Genomic DNA, 15,512 nt, shown 5'->3' on the forward strand with positions numbered 1-15,512 from the left:
GGTATCAATCCTTTAGTCATAAGCAAACGTTAGTGTTAATGCTGCATTCCCTGAACTCGCTTTAACCTTTTTGGCCGTTTTAACATATTCAAAACGCAATGGAACGGTATAATTCTTTTTGCCTGCTTCCGTACGAAATAGAAGCTGATGATTATCGGTAACAACGTTTTTATCACCACCAACTTTTAATGCCGGAGAGCCATTATGAAAAACCTGCACGCCATAGCCAGGTGAGTCCGAGTTATCTGTTAACTCGATGAAATCACTGCCTATTTTAGAGGCTCTTCCATATTCACCTAATGTCATATAAACACGCATCTCAGCATTACAACTCATCTCAATACTTTCTTCTGCTAAACCAAACCTATAGCCAACATCAAACCTATTTACCCTATTTAGATCATGCTCCCCTAAATCGATATTTAATCTTTTTGTATTGATATTACAAGTAGAGGCTGTCGACTTTAAATGAGTATAGCTACTATCTATAAATCCATCATAAGTATATTGGGGATCATCGTCCTTATAACAGGTAAAAAATGCCCGAGCATCGCGAGAGATCTTTGTATCACCTTTTGGCGGGATACCATCAACTCTGACTCTTGCAAAGGCAATTTCAATCCTGACCTCAGTATCAGGTTTTTCTAAACTAAAAGGGCCACTTCCATACCTATCTTTTATTGGATACCACTCAGGATCACCATCCTCTCTAATTCCCCAAGCATAACCAACGCCTTTAACATTTCCAGCATAAACAGGGAACGCTTTTCCTCCAAAATTAACTGTTAGGCCTGTTGCGTACCTAGCATCATAAAATATCATTTCGGTAAACTTCCCTTGCTCTTTCGGGTTATTAAGGTTGCTTTGACAAACTGTTCCTGAATATATTTGCCATCCCTCCCCGATAATCGTTCCCGATGCGACCTCTCCCGCAGCATCATCAAACACTAATTCTGAATCAGGAAAAATGATCCTTGCAGAAATATCTGAACTTATAGCTATATTTGGGTAACCACATAGCAATCCGAGAAAAAATGCAATTGATGATAAATTTAATACTGTATTTTTCATTTTATCTCCGTTCTTTATTCACATATTGCTTGCAGAGATGCTACTGGCATTTGCTTTTCTTGTTCATTAAGTTGGTAATTGGCCATACACTGTTCATCTGTTTGATTTCCCCATTTAATATGGATCTTTCCTTGCTCTGGCATACCACTAAAATAAATATCACCATTATCCCCAACAATACCACCACTGCTTAATCCATCTTGTTCGGAAACTAATTGTCCTATTGAACCAAAAGGAACGGCTTTCCCATTGTGCGTCACTGTCAATAAAACACGATATCCTGTATATGTCTTAAACTCCGCTAACATTGCCGCACCTCTTGTCGGAACTAGGGTCAGTGCGCTTTTTTGCAAATCAACATTTTCTGGTAATGACGTGGTATCTAATAACACTTCATTCTGTGTATAGGCGCTGAGATAAGGAACTATCGCATAACCTCGCCAATCAGTTCTTATTCCTGTTTTATTTTTAACTTTAACCCCTTTTGCTCCCGGCGCCTTCACAATAGCAAAAGAGTCATAGATTGGCTGAGATAATGTCACACCATCAGAGTGCACAACAATGGCACCATTTAAGCCATAATTGGCGCGTTGTGAAAATTGGTCATAGCTATAGCCAGCATTTGCGATGGTATACGTACTTTTATAAGATAATGAAGCATTACCTTGTGCTTTTTGATTTCGATTGCCGTATGACTGCTGTACTGAATAATTTAAGTTATGATCATCCAACAGGGATCCACTCAATCCAGCCATATAATTACTATCCCCTCTGTTATTACTACTCATAGAGAGATTTAGCATACTATTATTAATCGATAGGCCACCAAGAGGTATGCTAAAAGAGAGAACAAATTGGTGATCAGCCTTATCGTAGCCTGAAAAATCAGAATAGCTATAATTCAAGGTATATTGGTAACCTTTATAGTTATTATTGTAACCCGCATTTAATGTCCGCTCATGACCACTTTGATTCCAAAAATCTTGCTGATAAGCGGAAACATAAAGGTTGCCATAAGCCTCTAAATCCTAATTAACCGTCGCTTGATAACGATTTTTTTTGCTATAAAAACTGTCTCGAAAATAATTAGCGTTAGCTTCTGGGAAAGAATAAAAGCCCTCTGTTGAATAACGATAACCTGCAAAGGTGACTGTGGTACCTGTAGTTAACAGATTTTTAGTATATTGAACACGGTACGATTGACCTGTTTTTTGTCGGTTATCAAATTGAGTAAATTTTGTTTTTGCTTGGGTCACATCTGAAGACAAAGCACCAACATAACCTAGGTTTAATCCAATACCCGCAGCATAAGATTGGTAATCTTTGGAAAATAGACCACCGCCATACGCCGTTATTCCTTTAGGTAAACCATAAATGACCGTTGCTTGCGCAAAATTAGGCTCTTTGCCACTGTTATTATTTTTAAATTTCCCGCCAGTCACTGCGTATTTCAATTGACCTTCACGCTGCATAATGGCTAATGAAGAAAAAGGAACGATAAATGAGCGTTCACTCCCATCGGCCTCTTTTACCGTCACCGTTAAATCTCCGCTCGTTCCCGTCGAATAGAGGTCGTTTATTTCAAAGGGGCCGGGTGAAACATAAGATTGATAAATAATATAGTCATTTTGTTTTATCGTTATTTCGGCATTACTTTGCGCAATTCCTCGGATGATCGGTGCAAAACCACGTAGAGAGCTGGGGATCATCGATTCATCTGAAGCGAGTTTAGCACCACGGAATTGAAAACCATCAAAGACTTCACTCGGCGTTGAAGTATCACCAATTGTTAATTGAGATTTAAGAGGATTAATGCCTCGTTCAAGGTAGGTTTCAATATTTTGCCAACGGCTTTGATTATTTTGATAAGAATACGTTGAATAATTTTTTAAACGCCAAGGGCCAACATTTAACCCACTGCGTAAGTTAACATAGTGGGATGACGTATCTGCATGAGAAGATTTATACCAAGTGTTAGATCCCCGATAAAAATAACTTAATACCAGAGCGGGTACACCATCATCCCATAAACTAGGATCAACTGTTCCAGACGCTGTTTTATTCATCGCTATCTGAGGAATAGAAATAATCAGCTTCTGGTTAGTCAATTCAAGCCGTGTATACGCATCTGGAATATACTTTGAAATATCTTCAATTGGCTGTGTTTCAGTTAAATTGGCAAAAGTAGGAAGGGTTTTAACATTAACCCCCCAATTTTCAAGTTCCTCTTTAGTGAGTACTGGTATTAATTTTTGATCCTCTTTGCTCTTAACAAAAACCAAAGATTTAGAACCTACTCCTCGCCCATTTAAGACGATATCTACATGATATTCGCCCTCCTGCTGTCCTCCAGGCGTTGAAAATTGCTCTAAACTTTGCAGTTCGGCTATATTTTGTCCATTAACTGGCGTTAACGAGTGAGGACTAAAATAGTCACCAGCAAACGCCATTGGAAGGCAAGCAACTGACAGAGTTAAACCTGCAATGGCTTTGCTGAGCGAATGAGGAGCAATCTTGCTGAGTTCAAATATGGATACTAAATTTTCTTGTATGTACTCTTCTTTATTAAAAATTAGCATAATAGTAAAATTCCATACCTGACTTTAATTTTTTATTATTTTAATTCTTGCTCTTGACTATCTGTTATCCCACCAACATCAGTCACGGCTTTCCACATCACTTTATTAACTTGAATACCTGAAATATTCCACGAATGCTCTCCCATAGGAGGAAGCATAACAGGCTCGTCGATAGATTTATTCCCTACTTTTAATTCACTAAAAGAGACATAATAAGGTGTTGGATTTTTACCCACTAACAGGTTGCCTTTTCTTTCAAATGTCACTTTTTTATAAGCAGCCCCTGCGTCTGCGCTCGATAATGATTTAGGGCGATAAATCAGTTTGATTCGATTATTAATCGAAATAGTCAGGTTATTTTTAGCATTAGGATCAGTCGGTGGAATCGACTTTACATTCAACCAAAAAACGCTTTCCTTATCGTCAGGTAGATCTTTACCTGTATAAACAATCCTCAATGAATTGCTGGATTCAGGTTCAATTCTAAATAAGGGAGGGGTGATAACAAAAGGTAACTTAGTTTGATTATTACTATCGAAATGATCAATCCAAGATTGAATTAAATATGGTGTCTTATCATTATTACGAACTGTAATGGAAGCTTCTTTGCTGTTTGCATCATAAATAACCCGTGTTCCACCAAGTACAACACTTGCATTCGCTTGGGTTACGATTAAAAAGAAGAAAAAAAGAGTAGATATTAATGTTTTAACCATAATGCTATCCCTAAATATGGGGAACATACCTTCTGATAATCACGTGTAGAATGATATGTTCCCATTAATGCTAAAACTTTGTTAAATTAAATCGAGAATTTTTCTCACTTTAATTATTATTGTTTATTTACTTGGCATTATTGGTTATAAGAAATTGTTACTGTCACATCCGCGTTAGCCACACCCGCTTTTACAGGGCCAGTTGTCACATAACGGGCATAGTATTCCTTCTCACCGCTATTATTAGCTCCTTTAAGTTCAATTTCACCCGCTGGTGCTCCAGGGGTAATATAAGCTGTATCGCTTTCAGCATGAGTAATACCAATACCAGCACCAACTTCTGTGGATGTTTTATATAAGCTGCTATTTGTACTATCCGCAGTTCCAGTGAAAGTGATCTTTGCTTTTTTAATAACATCAGGGCATTCGTTAAGTGCAATCACAAACTTTGTTGGTTTTGTTGTTTCATCGGATTTTTGAAAATGGCTCACCAACCAAGTGCCTAACTGTACTGTTCCTTCACTTGAGTTCTCATTATTTGTTTCGATAGTACAAGTTGATTCAACAAATTGCCCTTTAAAATGGATAGTTCCCGTTTCTTTACCATCAATGACATCTGCATTTGCAACGCCAGTGAATAAAGACATAGTGATAGCTGAAGTAACTAATAAGGCTTTATTTAGTTTCATCTTGATGACTCCTAAAATATATAATTTGTTATCTAATTCTTTTATTGGTATTTCACTATGAAATTACATAGTTTAATAAGGTTATTTCTTATCTCGACCATCCTGCATAGGAGTATATGCAATTTATGTGTAAAATCCAGTTTACGCGTGAAAACCGTTAATTTACATTAAAAACAAACAAATCACTAAACAAAACGCTATAAAAAAGAAAATCACAGAACAAAAAACCAAAAATAAAACACAAGGAAGCTATTAAATCCAATTTGAGGGATGAGAGAGTATTCAATATTCTAATACATAAATGTAAGGCAATATTTCACCCTACTGTGCTGATATCTCTACTATTTTGCGTTTGCTATTTTTTTTCGATATCAGAAAACACAATAAAATCATTATGTTAAGAACATCTATTTTTCCTACCCAACGAAAAATAAAAAAAATTTAAGATTGAAATTATTTTAATACTTTTTTGTTAGTTACATTTGAACATATATCGCAAAAAGACAGTTTAGTTATATTTATCTCATAAATTATAGTGATTATTTTTTATTAATATTATTTACGCAAGAAACCAAACTAAGTATATTTTCGTAACTGTATTCCATGTTAATTTCATGATTGATAAAAATCTGAATTGAATATAGGGATCTAACTAATCGTCGATAGATATTAAGGTATAAAAAAACCCCCAATAGTTAGCTAGCTATTAGGGGTTAAATTAAATCACTTTGAGATAAGAAAATAAGTTATATCGTTAACTTCTTAGCCCTCTCCCTTGCTCAATTAAATACCATGTTAATCCATAAAAAATCACAAAGAAGATCATCAATACACCTAATGTCACGGCAATTGATACATCAGCAATACCTAAAAAGCCATACCTAAAGCCACTGATCATATACACAATCGGGTTGAGTTTTGATACCGCTTGCCAAAAGGGAGGTAATAATGAGAGTGAATAGAATACGCCACCTAAATAGGTCAATGGTGTCAATACGAAAGTAGGAACTATGCTGATATCATCGAATGTTTTGGCAAAAATTGCATTTAATAACCCTGCCAGTGAAAAAACGATTGAAGTTAATAACAATGTAATTATCACCATACTCCAAGAGTGTACTTGGAGTGGAATAAAGAACAGTGACACGATGGTGACAAGTAGCCCAACCAAAATACCGCGAGCAACACCACCACCAACAAAACCAGCAATGATGACATGTGTCGGTACTGGCGCAACGAGCAATTCTTCAATGTTCTTTTGGAACTTAGAGCCAAAGAATGAGGAGCAGACGTTAGAATAGGAGTTCGTTATCACAGCCATCATAATCAAGCCAGGAACAATAAACTGCATATAATCTACCCCACCCATATCGCCAATTCGGGAACCAATCAGGTTACCAAAAATGACAAAATAGAGAGACATTGTAATCACTGGCGGTAATAACGTTTGTACCCATATACGACCAAAACGTGTGACTTCTTTAATCCAAATAGTCTTTAATGCGACCCAATATAGAGAAATCATTGTGCTTCCTCCAAACGAGCGGCATGACTTTCTTTTTTCACTAAGTTCACAAACAGTTCTTCCAACCGGTTAGCTTTATTGCGCATACTTAAAATTTCGATGCCTTGCTCATTAAGTTGGCTAAATACCCCATTTAATCCTTGCTCTCTTTTCACATCAACTTCTAAGGTCGACGTATCAATTAAACGAGTTTCATACCCTTTAAGCTCTGGAATAGGGCTTCTTGTGCCAAGGTCAAAAATAAAGGTTTCAGATTCCAGCTGACTTAATAATTGTTTCATACTCGTATTTTCAACTAACTCGCCATGCTGAATAATACCAATATTGCGACAAAGCATTTCTGCCTCTTCAAGGTAGTGTGTGGTCAAAATAATCGTCGTTCCTTGTGCATTGAGCTTTTTCAAAAAGCTCCACATAGAACGGCGTAATTCAATATCGACCCCCGCGGTCGGCTCATCCAAAATCAGTAGTTTTGGCTGATGCATTAGCGCTCGTGCAATCATTAAGCGACGCTTCATCCCACCGGATAGGTTACGCGCGCGCTCATTGCGCTTTTCCCATAAATCCAATTGAGAAAGATAGGTTTCTGCCCGTTGATGGGCTACAGAACGAGAAACCCCGTAATAGCCCGCTTGGTTAAGTACTATCTGTAACACGGTTTCAAATGGGTTAAAATTAAACTCTTGAGGAACTAACCCTAATTGTTGTTTAGCTTGTACGACTTGCTTGTCTAAATCATAACCAAACACTTTAACAGACCCACTCGTTTTATTGACCAATGAGCTAATTATTCCTATTGTGGTCGACTTACCAGCGCCATTAGGTCCAAGTAATGCATAAAAGTCACCATCTTCTACGCTTAGATCAATTCCTCGCAAGGCTTTCACGCCACCTGGATAGGTTTTGGTGAGCTGCGATAACTCAAGTGCGTAAGTCATATGTAAAAAACACCTTTATTCTTGGATAGGTTTGGGAGCAATATAATACTATGATGCCATTTTTTTCTGATCACTGTTATGCAGAAAAGAGAAAATAGGTATATGCTAACCAATTCATGTGGTTAGCCATATCAATATTGTCTAATCAGAATGAAATGCACATCATAAGGATGTAAAGATTAATACAACTGAATATTAATTAATAAATAAATGCTGTATAAGATTTTAACGTAAAGTAACACAACTAGGCTATACGTCATGATGAGAAAAATTGAAGAGCTGTTTGCTAACAACGAAGCATGGTCAGCTTCCGTAAAAGAAAAAGATCCTGAATTTTTTAAAGAACTATCCAAAGCTCAGAAACCGAGGTTCTTATGGATAGGTTGTTCAGACAGCCGAGTACCTGCCGAAAAATTAATCAATGCTGCACCAGGCGATCTCTTCGTTCACCGTAATGTTGCAAACTTAGTTATCCATACCGACCTAAACTGTTTGTCGGTTATCCAATATGCTGTTGATGTCCTTCAGGTTGAGCATATTATCATCTGCGGCCACTATGGATGTGGTGGTATTGAGGCTGCGGTTGACAATACTGAACTTGGCTTAATCAATAACTGGTTACTGCATATTCGTGATATTTGGTACAGACACAGCTCAATGTTAGGTGAATTAAAACCTTGCGAACGCTTAAATCGCTTATGTGAATTAAATGTCGTTGAGCAAGTTTACAACCTAGGTCACTCAACCATTATGCAATCAGCGTGGAAACGTGGGCAAAAAGTGATGATCCATGGTTGGGTTTACGGTATCAACAATGGTCGTCTACATGACTTGCATATTACCGCAGATAGCCGTGAAAGATTAGAGCTTTGCTACCGTGAAGCAATTGCTAAATTGACCAATAAAAAATAATTTTTATTTATCGCGATAAACGAATAAAAGGCCGTTCCATGGAACGGCCCTTCTTTTAACTAACGCATCGAATATTATTCACTTACTCTTCAATCAGCGTGACATGACCAATATAAGGTAAATGACGATATTGTTGTGCATAATCGATACCATACCCAACAACAAATTTGTCTTCGATTGAATATCCAATCCACTCGACAGGTACTTCAACCTCACGGCGTGATGGCTTATCAAGCAGAGTACAGATTGCCACGGATTTAGGACCGCGCAATTCAAAGATCTCACGAACCTTATTTAAGGTATTCCCTGAATCAATGATATCTTCAACAATCAACACATGCTTATCGCGAATGTCTTCATCTAAGTCTTTGACTATTTTAACATCGCGACTTGAGTTCATTGCGTTACCGTAACTTGAAACGGTCATAAAATCGACTTCGTGTGGGACTTCAATCTTACGGCATAAGTCAGCCATAAAAATAAATGAACCTTTTAATAAACCTACTAAGACCAGCTCGCCATCAATATTTTTATAATGTGCGCTAATTTTTTCAGCTAGTTCACTGACTCGCTGGCTGAGCTCTTCTTCAGAGATCATCACTTCTAGTGTATGTTTCAATTTCCCACTACCTATTTGTTTTGAATACTAAAATTCACATTTCTATGATAAGACGCAAAACGCTTTTAAGCCGCGACCAACAGCAACATTAGAAATATGAGAACAAAATTTGGAAGGAGTATAACAGAACTCACCATTTGTCGTAAAAGAGGATCCGATAACTTGTTATAAATTTTATAACTCATCTTTCACAATTTCAGGCAATATGGCCTTTTTATGATGAGAAAACGAATAAAATCAATAGCAATAGATATGAATAAAAGATGTCATCCTTGACTTTTTCACTTCAGTATTAGGGCGTAATGAGGGCATAGCAACATGGCTCATTAACGACCTAATACACAAGGCTAAGTGATATCACCTCAACTCACTGTGAAGCCCATCATCATGCCAGTATCTTCGTGCTCTAAGAGATGGCAATGCGCCATATAAGGATGCGCCTTGGTGGCAGGATGTTTAAATTCCACCAGCACCTCACTGACTTGGCCTTCAACTTTAACAATATCTTTCCAACCTTGTCGATGAGGCTCCACAACCTTGCCATTCTCTTTTAGTATGCGAAAGCGCGTTCCATGAACATGGAATGGGTGAAGCATCATATCGCCACGACCGGAAATAACCCATATTTCTTGGCGATTCATAGGGGCATCAAAGGCGGCTTCCGTCATCGAAAATGCCCGACCATTAATTGTATTGGCATTATGGATATCAAGTTCACCAGAGCCGGTTCCGCAGTGGCCTCCGCCATTACGCATACCGCCCATATTACCATGCCCCATCATGCCCATACCGCCATTTTCACCATTCGACATCATATGGCCTTGCATCATGCCACCATGTCCGCCCATATGACCCATCGCTTGCTCACCATAGCGCTCACGTAACATCATCATCCCTTGCATATCCAAGCGCATATCCATCATTAAATGAAAACGACGACGCGTTAATCCAGCCAATGAAGGGAGGGCGGGCAACGTCGCGAGCTGTTCAGACAATTTCCCCGCACCAGTACCCATTGTGGTTTCAATATGTAACACAGGTAAGGGTTGATTAAATGGCGCGATTGTCATGCCCATTTGATTAACAGGCAGTGTCAGCAAGTCAAAAGAGCGGCCATCCCTCGCATCAATCAGCACTTCAAACCTTTCCCCCATCAGGATAGGTAATTCGGTCACAGCAATAGGCTCAGCGAGCAATCCGCCATCACTTGCTACAACATACATTTTACGTCCATCACTGGTTGAGATGTTCAAGCTACGTGCATTACAACCATTAAGTAGCCTTAAACGCAACCAGCCTTTTGGTGCCACATGTTTCGGAAATACCGCACCATTGGTTAACATCAAATCCCCAAACCAACCCACGGCCGCACTCATCACATCCAATTGGTAGTCGATTTGCCCATCATCTTTAAGTCGCTTATCCTGTAAAATCACAGGGATATCATCAACACCCCATTGGCTTGGTAACCCATGTTTGTCGCTTTGTTCATCTTTAATAATCACAAGGCCCGCAAGCCCCATTGCGACTTGATAACCTGTTTTGCCATGAGTATGAGGATGGAACCAGCAGGTCGCCTCTGGTTGGTCGATGGTGAAATTGACTTGGCGACTAGCGCCCGGTTTGATGATCGCTTGTGGCCCACCATCCTGCTCCCCTGAAATTTCAAGGCCATGCCAGTGAACGGTTGTCTCTTCTGGTAATTGGTTAGCAATATGAATATTTACGCTCTGACCTTTTTTCAGGCTCAAAGCTGGGCCGAGTAAGTCTCCGTTATATCCCCACGTTGTCGTTTTTTTACCGGGAACAAATTGGGAAGCACCTTGTTTGATTGCTAATTGGATATTACCTTGGGCATCAGGCTCTAGCAGTGGAGGGATTGCCAGTGTTGGGTAATTTTCGGCTGCCACAGCGATACGGCTCCAAATCGGTAGTGCACTAGCCGCATAAGTGATAGCGCTCAACTTAATGAAATCGCGACGTAACATTGATAACCTTCCTTTTATTTATCAAATTAATAAACGAATTCAAACTATCTGGCTCCGTGGGTGATTACCGTTTAGGGCCAAAATATGGTTTAATGTCCAAAAATGATAAAGCTTCCCCTTACAGGAAGGTCAAGGAAACCATGTACTTATTAAGGGTATATTACACAGTTTTAAGAAAAATATACTTGACTAACAATTCTATTGTTATGTTAACGTTACTTGACATAAAAAACAGATAGAATACTGAATGCGCAAATTTACTGTAATTTTTTACATCATAACTCTGTTAGGAATAACCCATTCTGCCAGAGCATTGACCCCCAACGAAGCTGAAGATCTTGCTGATCTCACAGCGGTCTTTATCTACTTAAAATATGATTGTGGCTACACCCAAATCCCTGATAGAGAAATTGAACGAGCTATCGTTTACTTTGCTCGCAGCAATAAGTGGGATTTAGGGGATTACGATTCACACCAAATGACTGTTTTGAACAAAGAGAGCTACAATGACCTAAAAGGGATCCCGCTCCCGCAAGAATTTAAATGCCAATCTCTTGCGCGTGATTCATTAGGCTTATTTGCTTATGTAAAATAAACATCTCCCCTTATCGAGGGGAGTCAACGCTCACTGATCAGCCAACATCGCTATTACGCTTTTTTTTCGCCCGCTTTTCTTGCCAAAACATAGCAATGGAAGGAATACTTTGGATAATCACCATCCTAATGATGTGATTTGACATAACAAATCCAGCATCCAGCTTCATTGTGATTGCAGCAAACGTCATCGCTTCCATGCTTCCCGGTGCCCAAGCCAGCAACAATACCGAAATCGGATAGCCAGTCACCCATGCAGCAAACAGTGTGATCAATAAGGTTAGGAAAATATTAATAATGACCACTTGAGCCGATGAATAGATATTTTTGATCAATGACGACAGTGGAAAAACAATAAAGTGGTTACCAATATTCATCCCGATCAAAACCATACTGAGTTCAGTGATCATCACCGGAAAATGGATTTGCACATCTAGCCAGCCTTGGATCAGCGTCGCAGCACCTAATGATGTCAGCATAAATGGAGCAGGAACATGCATCCGCTGCAATACCAAGCCTAATCCTAACCCCGTTAATACAATGAGCGTTAACCAGAAGGTTGCTTCTAACGTCAAAGATGGCAGTACAATTAACGGCTGGGGATCCCCATTGCTACCTACCACGATCCCAGCTAACAAAATTAAAATGATGAGGCGGATCGTATGAGAAATGACAATTTTTTGTGGCGGGGTATGGGTATGATCTGTTAATGCTAATATGGCCGCCATGGCTCCCGGAACAGAGCCCAGCATCGCTTCTTGTTTTGTCCACCCGACTTTGCGATGAAACCAAAAGTAACTGAATGAAAATTGGACGGCTAAACAGACCACCAACATCAAAAGGAGTAGAAATAGATTTTCCACTTGCCCCAATGAGACTTGATTAAACATCAGCCCCACAGACGTTCCTAATGATATTTGGACAAATGTGAGCGTATATTTTGGAATGGCAAATTGAATTTTGAAGCGATTAAACACAATGACAGCAATGATTGGACCAAACATTAATGCGAGAGGTACGCCAAGATAAGTGAGGGTTCCACCAATTAAGGCACAAATAGCAATGCCTAAGCCCATCTTCAATAATCTTATCATCGCAAAATCCTATCACTGCGAGAGCAGTTAGCGTGCCTATATTATCTGTAATAGTCTTAATAGTATCCTCTTAATACTTTAAATTCATTAAATTATTAGATAGTAAATAACCGTATAAATCATCATTACCTTGAGAGATAAGCAAAATTATGACAATACGTATCACAACATCCCCGTCTGAATCTGAAGTTGCTCGTATTCATCAATCATTAATTAACTATAATTTGCAATTTTTCAGTGAAGATATTCATTCCCCATTAGCCGTATTTTATGAACAAGAAGGGGAAATATTAGGCGGAATAACAGGCTCAACACTCGGAAATTGGCTACGAATTAACTACTTTTGGCTCGAAGAGTCACTGAGAAAGCAAGGCATTGGATCACAATTAATACAAGCCATGGAGAACAAAGCGAAAGAGTTGGGGGCCAAATATGCACAAGTCGATACATTCAGTTTCCAAGCAAAACCTTTTTATGAAAAACAAGGTTATCAGGTGATCTCAACACTGATTGAGTACCCGATTAAGCATGAAAGGTATTATTTTATGAAAGCGTTATAAATCTATATATCAGGAACGATAGGTACTCCCCCTACCGTTCTTTTAGTGCGATATATCAGCACCCTTGGGCATTTTTATCCGCAGTGGCTTGGTTAATAATTGCTTTTGCCATCCACTGTGCGATTTCAATGACCTCAGCATCATCTTGTTTCCAAATATCTTTGAGTACTAAAAAGATTTCAGAACCATAAATGACTGAAAATGCTTTGATCACCTTATCAATAATTTCTTGAGGGTACTCATCTTTCATGGGAGCGGTCACCATCGTTAAAATGTCTTTACGGTTCCCCCTTTCAAGACGCTTTTCTTTAGGGTCTTGCGCCAGTGATCGCCCCTGTGCCCATTGTTGCAATGAAACTTGCAATGCCGCCCTCAATGCGCCTTCATGCTCAAACATCCGAGGTAAGGCAAATGATAATAACTCATCAATACGCTCTTCAGTTTTTTGGCTACGTGGTTGCCATGTTAAAATTGGCCCCAAGCTCGCATTAACGGTGGCAGCGATCAGATCACTTTGCGTCGGAAAGTAGCGATACGCGGTAGCCCTTGACACTCCCGCTTCAGCGGCAAGCTCAGAGACTGACGGCATGCTCCCTTTTTCAAAAAGCGCTAATGCTGTATTAACGAGTAAAATGTAAGTCCGTTTTCTTGTGCCTTTATATTCATGATTAGAATGTGTTAATGACATCGTCTCCCTCCCCTTAAAAACATTTCGCTACGATAAAATAGTGAATGGTTACTCATCATGACACTTTGCCATAATGACAGCTACCGATTCTTAAAGCACCTTGTATTTTTATCGTTCGCCTTAAAAAAAATTAAAACACAAAAAATTCAAATATGCCTTATTTATCAAGCCATAAAAGAAACCAATATCTAAAAATTATTGAACAACCCCAAAATGAGACTACAGTCTCATTTTACATTCAGCCAAAATGATACTATAGTCTCATTCAGATGAGAAATTAAACATCTTCCTAACCTGTAAGGATTTTCCTATGAAACAACATCAGGGATACATCTACATAGCAACAACATTAGATACTAAAAGCGATGAATTGTTCTATGTCTGCGATTTGATCAAAGAGACGGGTTTATCTGTACGCACTGTAGATTTGACTACGCAACCAACACAATTAAAAAGAGATGCAGATGTTAGTGCACAGACGGTTGCCAGTTTCCACCCAGCAGGTGTTGAAGCCGTTTTTTGTGGTGACAGAGGAAGAGCGATTGAGGCAATGTCATTGGCTTTTAGCCTTTACCTCAATGCACAAACCGATGTAGCGGCTATTTTAGGCTTAGGTGGCTCCGGCGGTACCGCGTTAATTACCCCCGCGATGCAGGCACTTCCCGTTGGTATTCCAAAGCTCATGGTTTCCACCATGGCATCAGGAGATACTTCTGGATATGTCGGTGCAAGTGATATTTCGATGATGTACTCCGTCACCGATGTCTCGGGCCTAAATGTGATTTCTCGTAAAGTGCTAAAAAATGCCGCTAACCAAATTGCTGGTTCAATCTATTTTAACCGTGAAGATAAAGTAGACGATGTATCAAAACCAGCCATTGCATTAACGATGTTTGGGGTAACCACCCCCTGTGTTCAACAGCTCACTGAGCAACTTGAATCACAGTATGACTGCTTGGTTTTTCACGCAACAGGCAGTGGCGGTAAAGCGATGGAAAAATTAATCGATAGCCATTTACTGCACTCTGTATTGGATATCACCACCACAGAAGTGTGTGACCACCTCTTTGGCGGCGTCTTAGCTTGTGACGACGATCGATTTGGTGCGATAGCACGAACACAGACCCCTTGTGTTCTGTCTTGTGGGGCATTGGATATGGTTAATTTTGGACGCCCATCAACGGTGCCCGACCATTATCGCCATCGATTATTTTACAACCATAACGCGCAAGTAACATTGATGCGCACAACGAAAGAAGAAAACCAGCAGATGGGCCGCTGGATAGCAAACAAACTGAACCGCTGCGAAGGTGAAGTGCGTTTTATTATCCCAACGGCAGGCTTCTCAGCATTGGATATTGAAGGCGCTCAATTTTGGGATCCAGAAGCCGATCAAGCCTTCATTGATGCATTAACTGAAAATCTTATAACAACAGAAAAACGCAAACTTATTTTGAGTCCATATCACATCAACTCACTGGAGTTTTGTGAACAAGTGATTCAATTACACCAGGACATTTTGAACAACAAATAGAGGTT

Annotated in this window: 14 protein-coding genes and 1 pseudogene; 4 read left to right on the forward strand and 11 right to left on the reverse strand. The window is 39.3% G+C overall.

What is annotated here, in order from left to right; translation table 11 throughout:
* Positions 1 to 12: 12 nt before the first annotated feature.
* The 7 genes and pseudogenes from PR709_RS04360 to PR709_RS04390 form a co-directional block, all read right to left on the reverse strand.
* A complete protein-coding gene (locus PR709_RS04360; protein WP_004922574.1) occupies positions 13 to 1,071 on the reverse strand; it encodes a fimbrial protein in 1,059 nt (352 codons plus the stop codon).
* Positions 1,072 to 1,085: 14 nt separating this feature from the next.
* The gene (locus PR709_RS04365) at positions 1,086 to 1,379 is read right to left on the reverse strand and encodes a FimD/PapC C-terminal domain-containing protein (protein ID WP_231405921.1); all 294 of its coding nucleotides are present in this window, start codon (positions 1,377 to 1,379) and stop codon (positions 1,086 to 1,088) included.
* Positions 1,377 to 3,650, reverse strand: a pseudogene (locus tag PR709_RS04370) (fimbria/pilus outer membrane usher protein); the annotation flags it as partial. The gene PR709_RS04365 and the pseudogene PR709_RS04370, both read right to left, overlap by 3 nt.
* A gap of 35 nt (positions 3,651 to 3,685) precedes the next feature.
* Positions 3,686 to 4,366, reverse strand: a complete 681-nt coding sequence (locus tag PR709_RS04375) for a fimbrial biogenesis chaperone (RefSeq protein ID WP_014656581.1) — start codon at positions 4,364 to 4,366, stop codon at positions 3,686 to 3,688.
* Positions 4,367 to 4,503: 137 nt separating this feature from the next.
* The gene (locus PR709_RS04380; RefSeq protein ID WP_004922584.1) at positions 4,504 to 5,055 is read right to left on the reverse strand and encodes a fimbrial protein; all 552 of its coding nucleotides are present in this window, start codon (positions 5,053 to 5,055) and stop codon (positions 4,504 to 4,506) included.
* A 754-nt stretch (positions 5,056 to 5,809) separates the two neighbouring features.
* Positions 5,810 to 6,580 carry an ABC transporter permease gene (locus PR709_RS04385; protein WP_014656582.1) on the reverse strand — a complete coding sequence of 257 codons (771 nt, stop codon included), beginning with the start codon at positions 6,578 to 6,580 and terminating at the stop codon, positions 5,810 to 5,812.
* Positions 6,577 to 7,518, reverse strand: coding sequence for an ABC transporter ATP-binding protein (locus tag PR709_RS04390; RefSeq protein WP_004922590.1), 942 nt, complete (start codon positions 7,516 to 7,518; stop codon positions 6,577 to 6,579). The genes PR709_RS04385 and PR709_RS04390 overlap by 4 nt, the downstream gene beginning before the upstream one ends.
* Positions 7,519 to 7,776: 258 nt before the next feature.
* On the opposite strand from PR709_RS04390, the gene can reads away from it, so the two are divergent.
* Positions 7,777 to 8,430 carry a carbonate dehydratase gene (can, locus tag PR709_RS04395; protein ID WP_004922593.1) on the forward strand — a complete coding sequence of 218 codons (654 nt, stop codon included), beginning with the start codon at positions 7,777 to 7,779 and terminating at the stop codon, positions 8,428 to 8,430.
* Between the two features lie 82 nt (positions 8,431 to 8,512).
* On the opposite strand, the gene hpt is transcribed toward can, so the two are convergent.
* Both hpt and cueO read right to left on the reverse strand, forming a co-directional pair.
* On the reverse strand, positions 8,513 to 9,049 hold the full coding sequence (gene hpt, locus PR709_RS04400; RefSeq protein WP_014656584.1) for a hypoxanthine phosphoribosyltransferase: 537 nt from the start codon (positions 9,047 to 9,049) through the stop codon (positions 8,513 to 8,515).
* Positions 9,050 to 9,411: 362 nt separating this feature from the next.
* Positions 9,412 to 11,037 (reverse strand): multicopper oxidase CueO, encoded by a 1,626-nt coding sequence (cueO, locus tag PR709_RS04405; RefSeq protein ID WP_053110371.1) that lies wholly within the window; start codon positions 11,035 to 11,037, stop codon positions 9,412 to 9,414.
* 247 nt (positions 11,038 to 11,284) lie between these two features.
* Here cueO and PR709_RS04410 point away from each other — a divergent pair, with 247 nt between their 5' ends.
* Entirely contained in the window at positions 11,285 to 11,632 is a 348-nt protein-coding gene (locus PR709_RS04410; RefSeq protein ID WP_004922605.1) for a YacC family pilotin-like protein, read from the forward strand.
* A 37-nt stretch (positions 11,633 to 11,669) separates the two neighbouring features.
* Here PR709_RS04410 and PR709_RS04415 read toward each other — a convergent pair whose 3' ends face one another.
* Positions 11,670 to 12,725, reverse strand: a complete 1,056-nt coding sequence (locus tag PR709_RS04415; RefSeq protein WP_004922609.1) for an AbrB family transcriptional regulator — start codon at positions 12,723 to 12,725, stop codon at positions 11,670 to 11,672.
* A gap of 149 nt (positions 12,726 to 12,874) precedes the next feature.
* On the opposite strand from PR709_RS04415, the gene PR709_RS04420 reads away from it, so the two are divergent.
* Positions 12,875 to 13,285, forward strand: coding sequence for a GNAT family N-acetyltransferase (locus PR709_RS04420; protein ID WP_004922612.1), 411 nt, complete (start codon positions 12,875 to 12,877; stop codon positions 13,283 to 13,285).
* 55 nt (positions 13,286 to 13,340) lie between these two features.
* On the opposite strand, the gene PR709_RS04425 is transcribed toward PR709_RS04420, so the two are convergent.
* Complete coding sequence (locus tag PR709_RS04425; protein WP_014656587.1) at positions 13,341 to 13,973, reverse strand: TetR/AcrR family transcriptional regulator; 633 nt, start codon at positions 13,971 to 13,973, stop codon at positions 13,341 to 13,343.
* Positions 13,974 to 14,283: 310 nt separating this feature from the next.
* On the opposite strand from PR709_RS04425, the gene PR709_RS04430 reads away from it, so the two are divergent.
* Positions 14,284 to 15,507 carry a Tm-1-like ATP-binding domain-containing protein gene (locus PR709_RS04430; protein WP_014656588.1) on the forward strand — a complete coding sequence of 408 codons (1,224 nt, stop codon included), beginning with the start codon at positions 14,284 to 14,286 and terminating at the stop codon, positions 15,505 to 15,507.
* The last annotated feature ends 5 nt before the right edge of the window (positions 15,508 to 15,512 follow it).

The sequence above is a fragment of the Providencia sp. PROV267 genome (assembly GCF_028477825.1).
GTDB lineage: Bacteria > Pseudomonadota > Gammaproteobacteria > Enterobacterales > Enterobacteriaceae > Providencia > Providencia stuartii.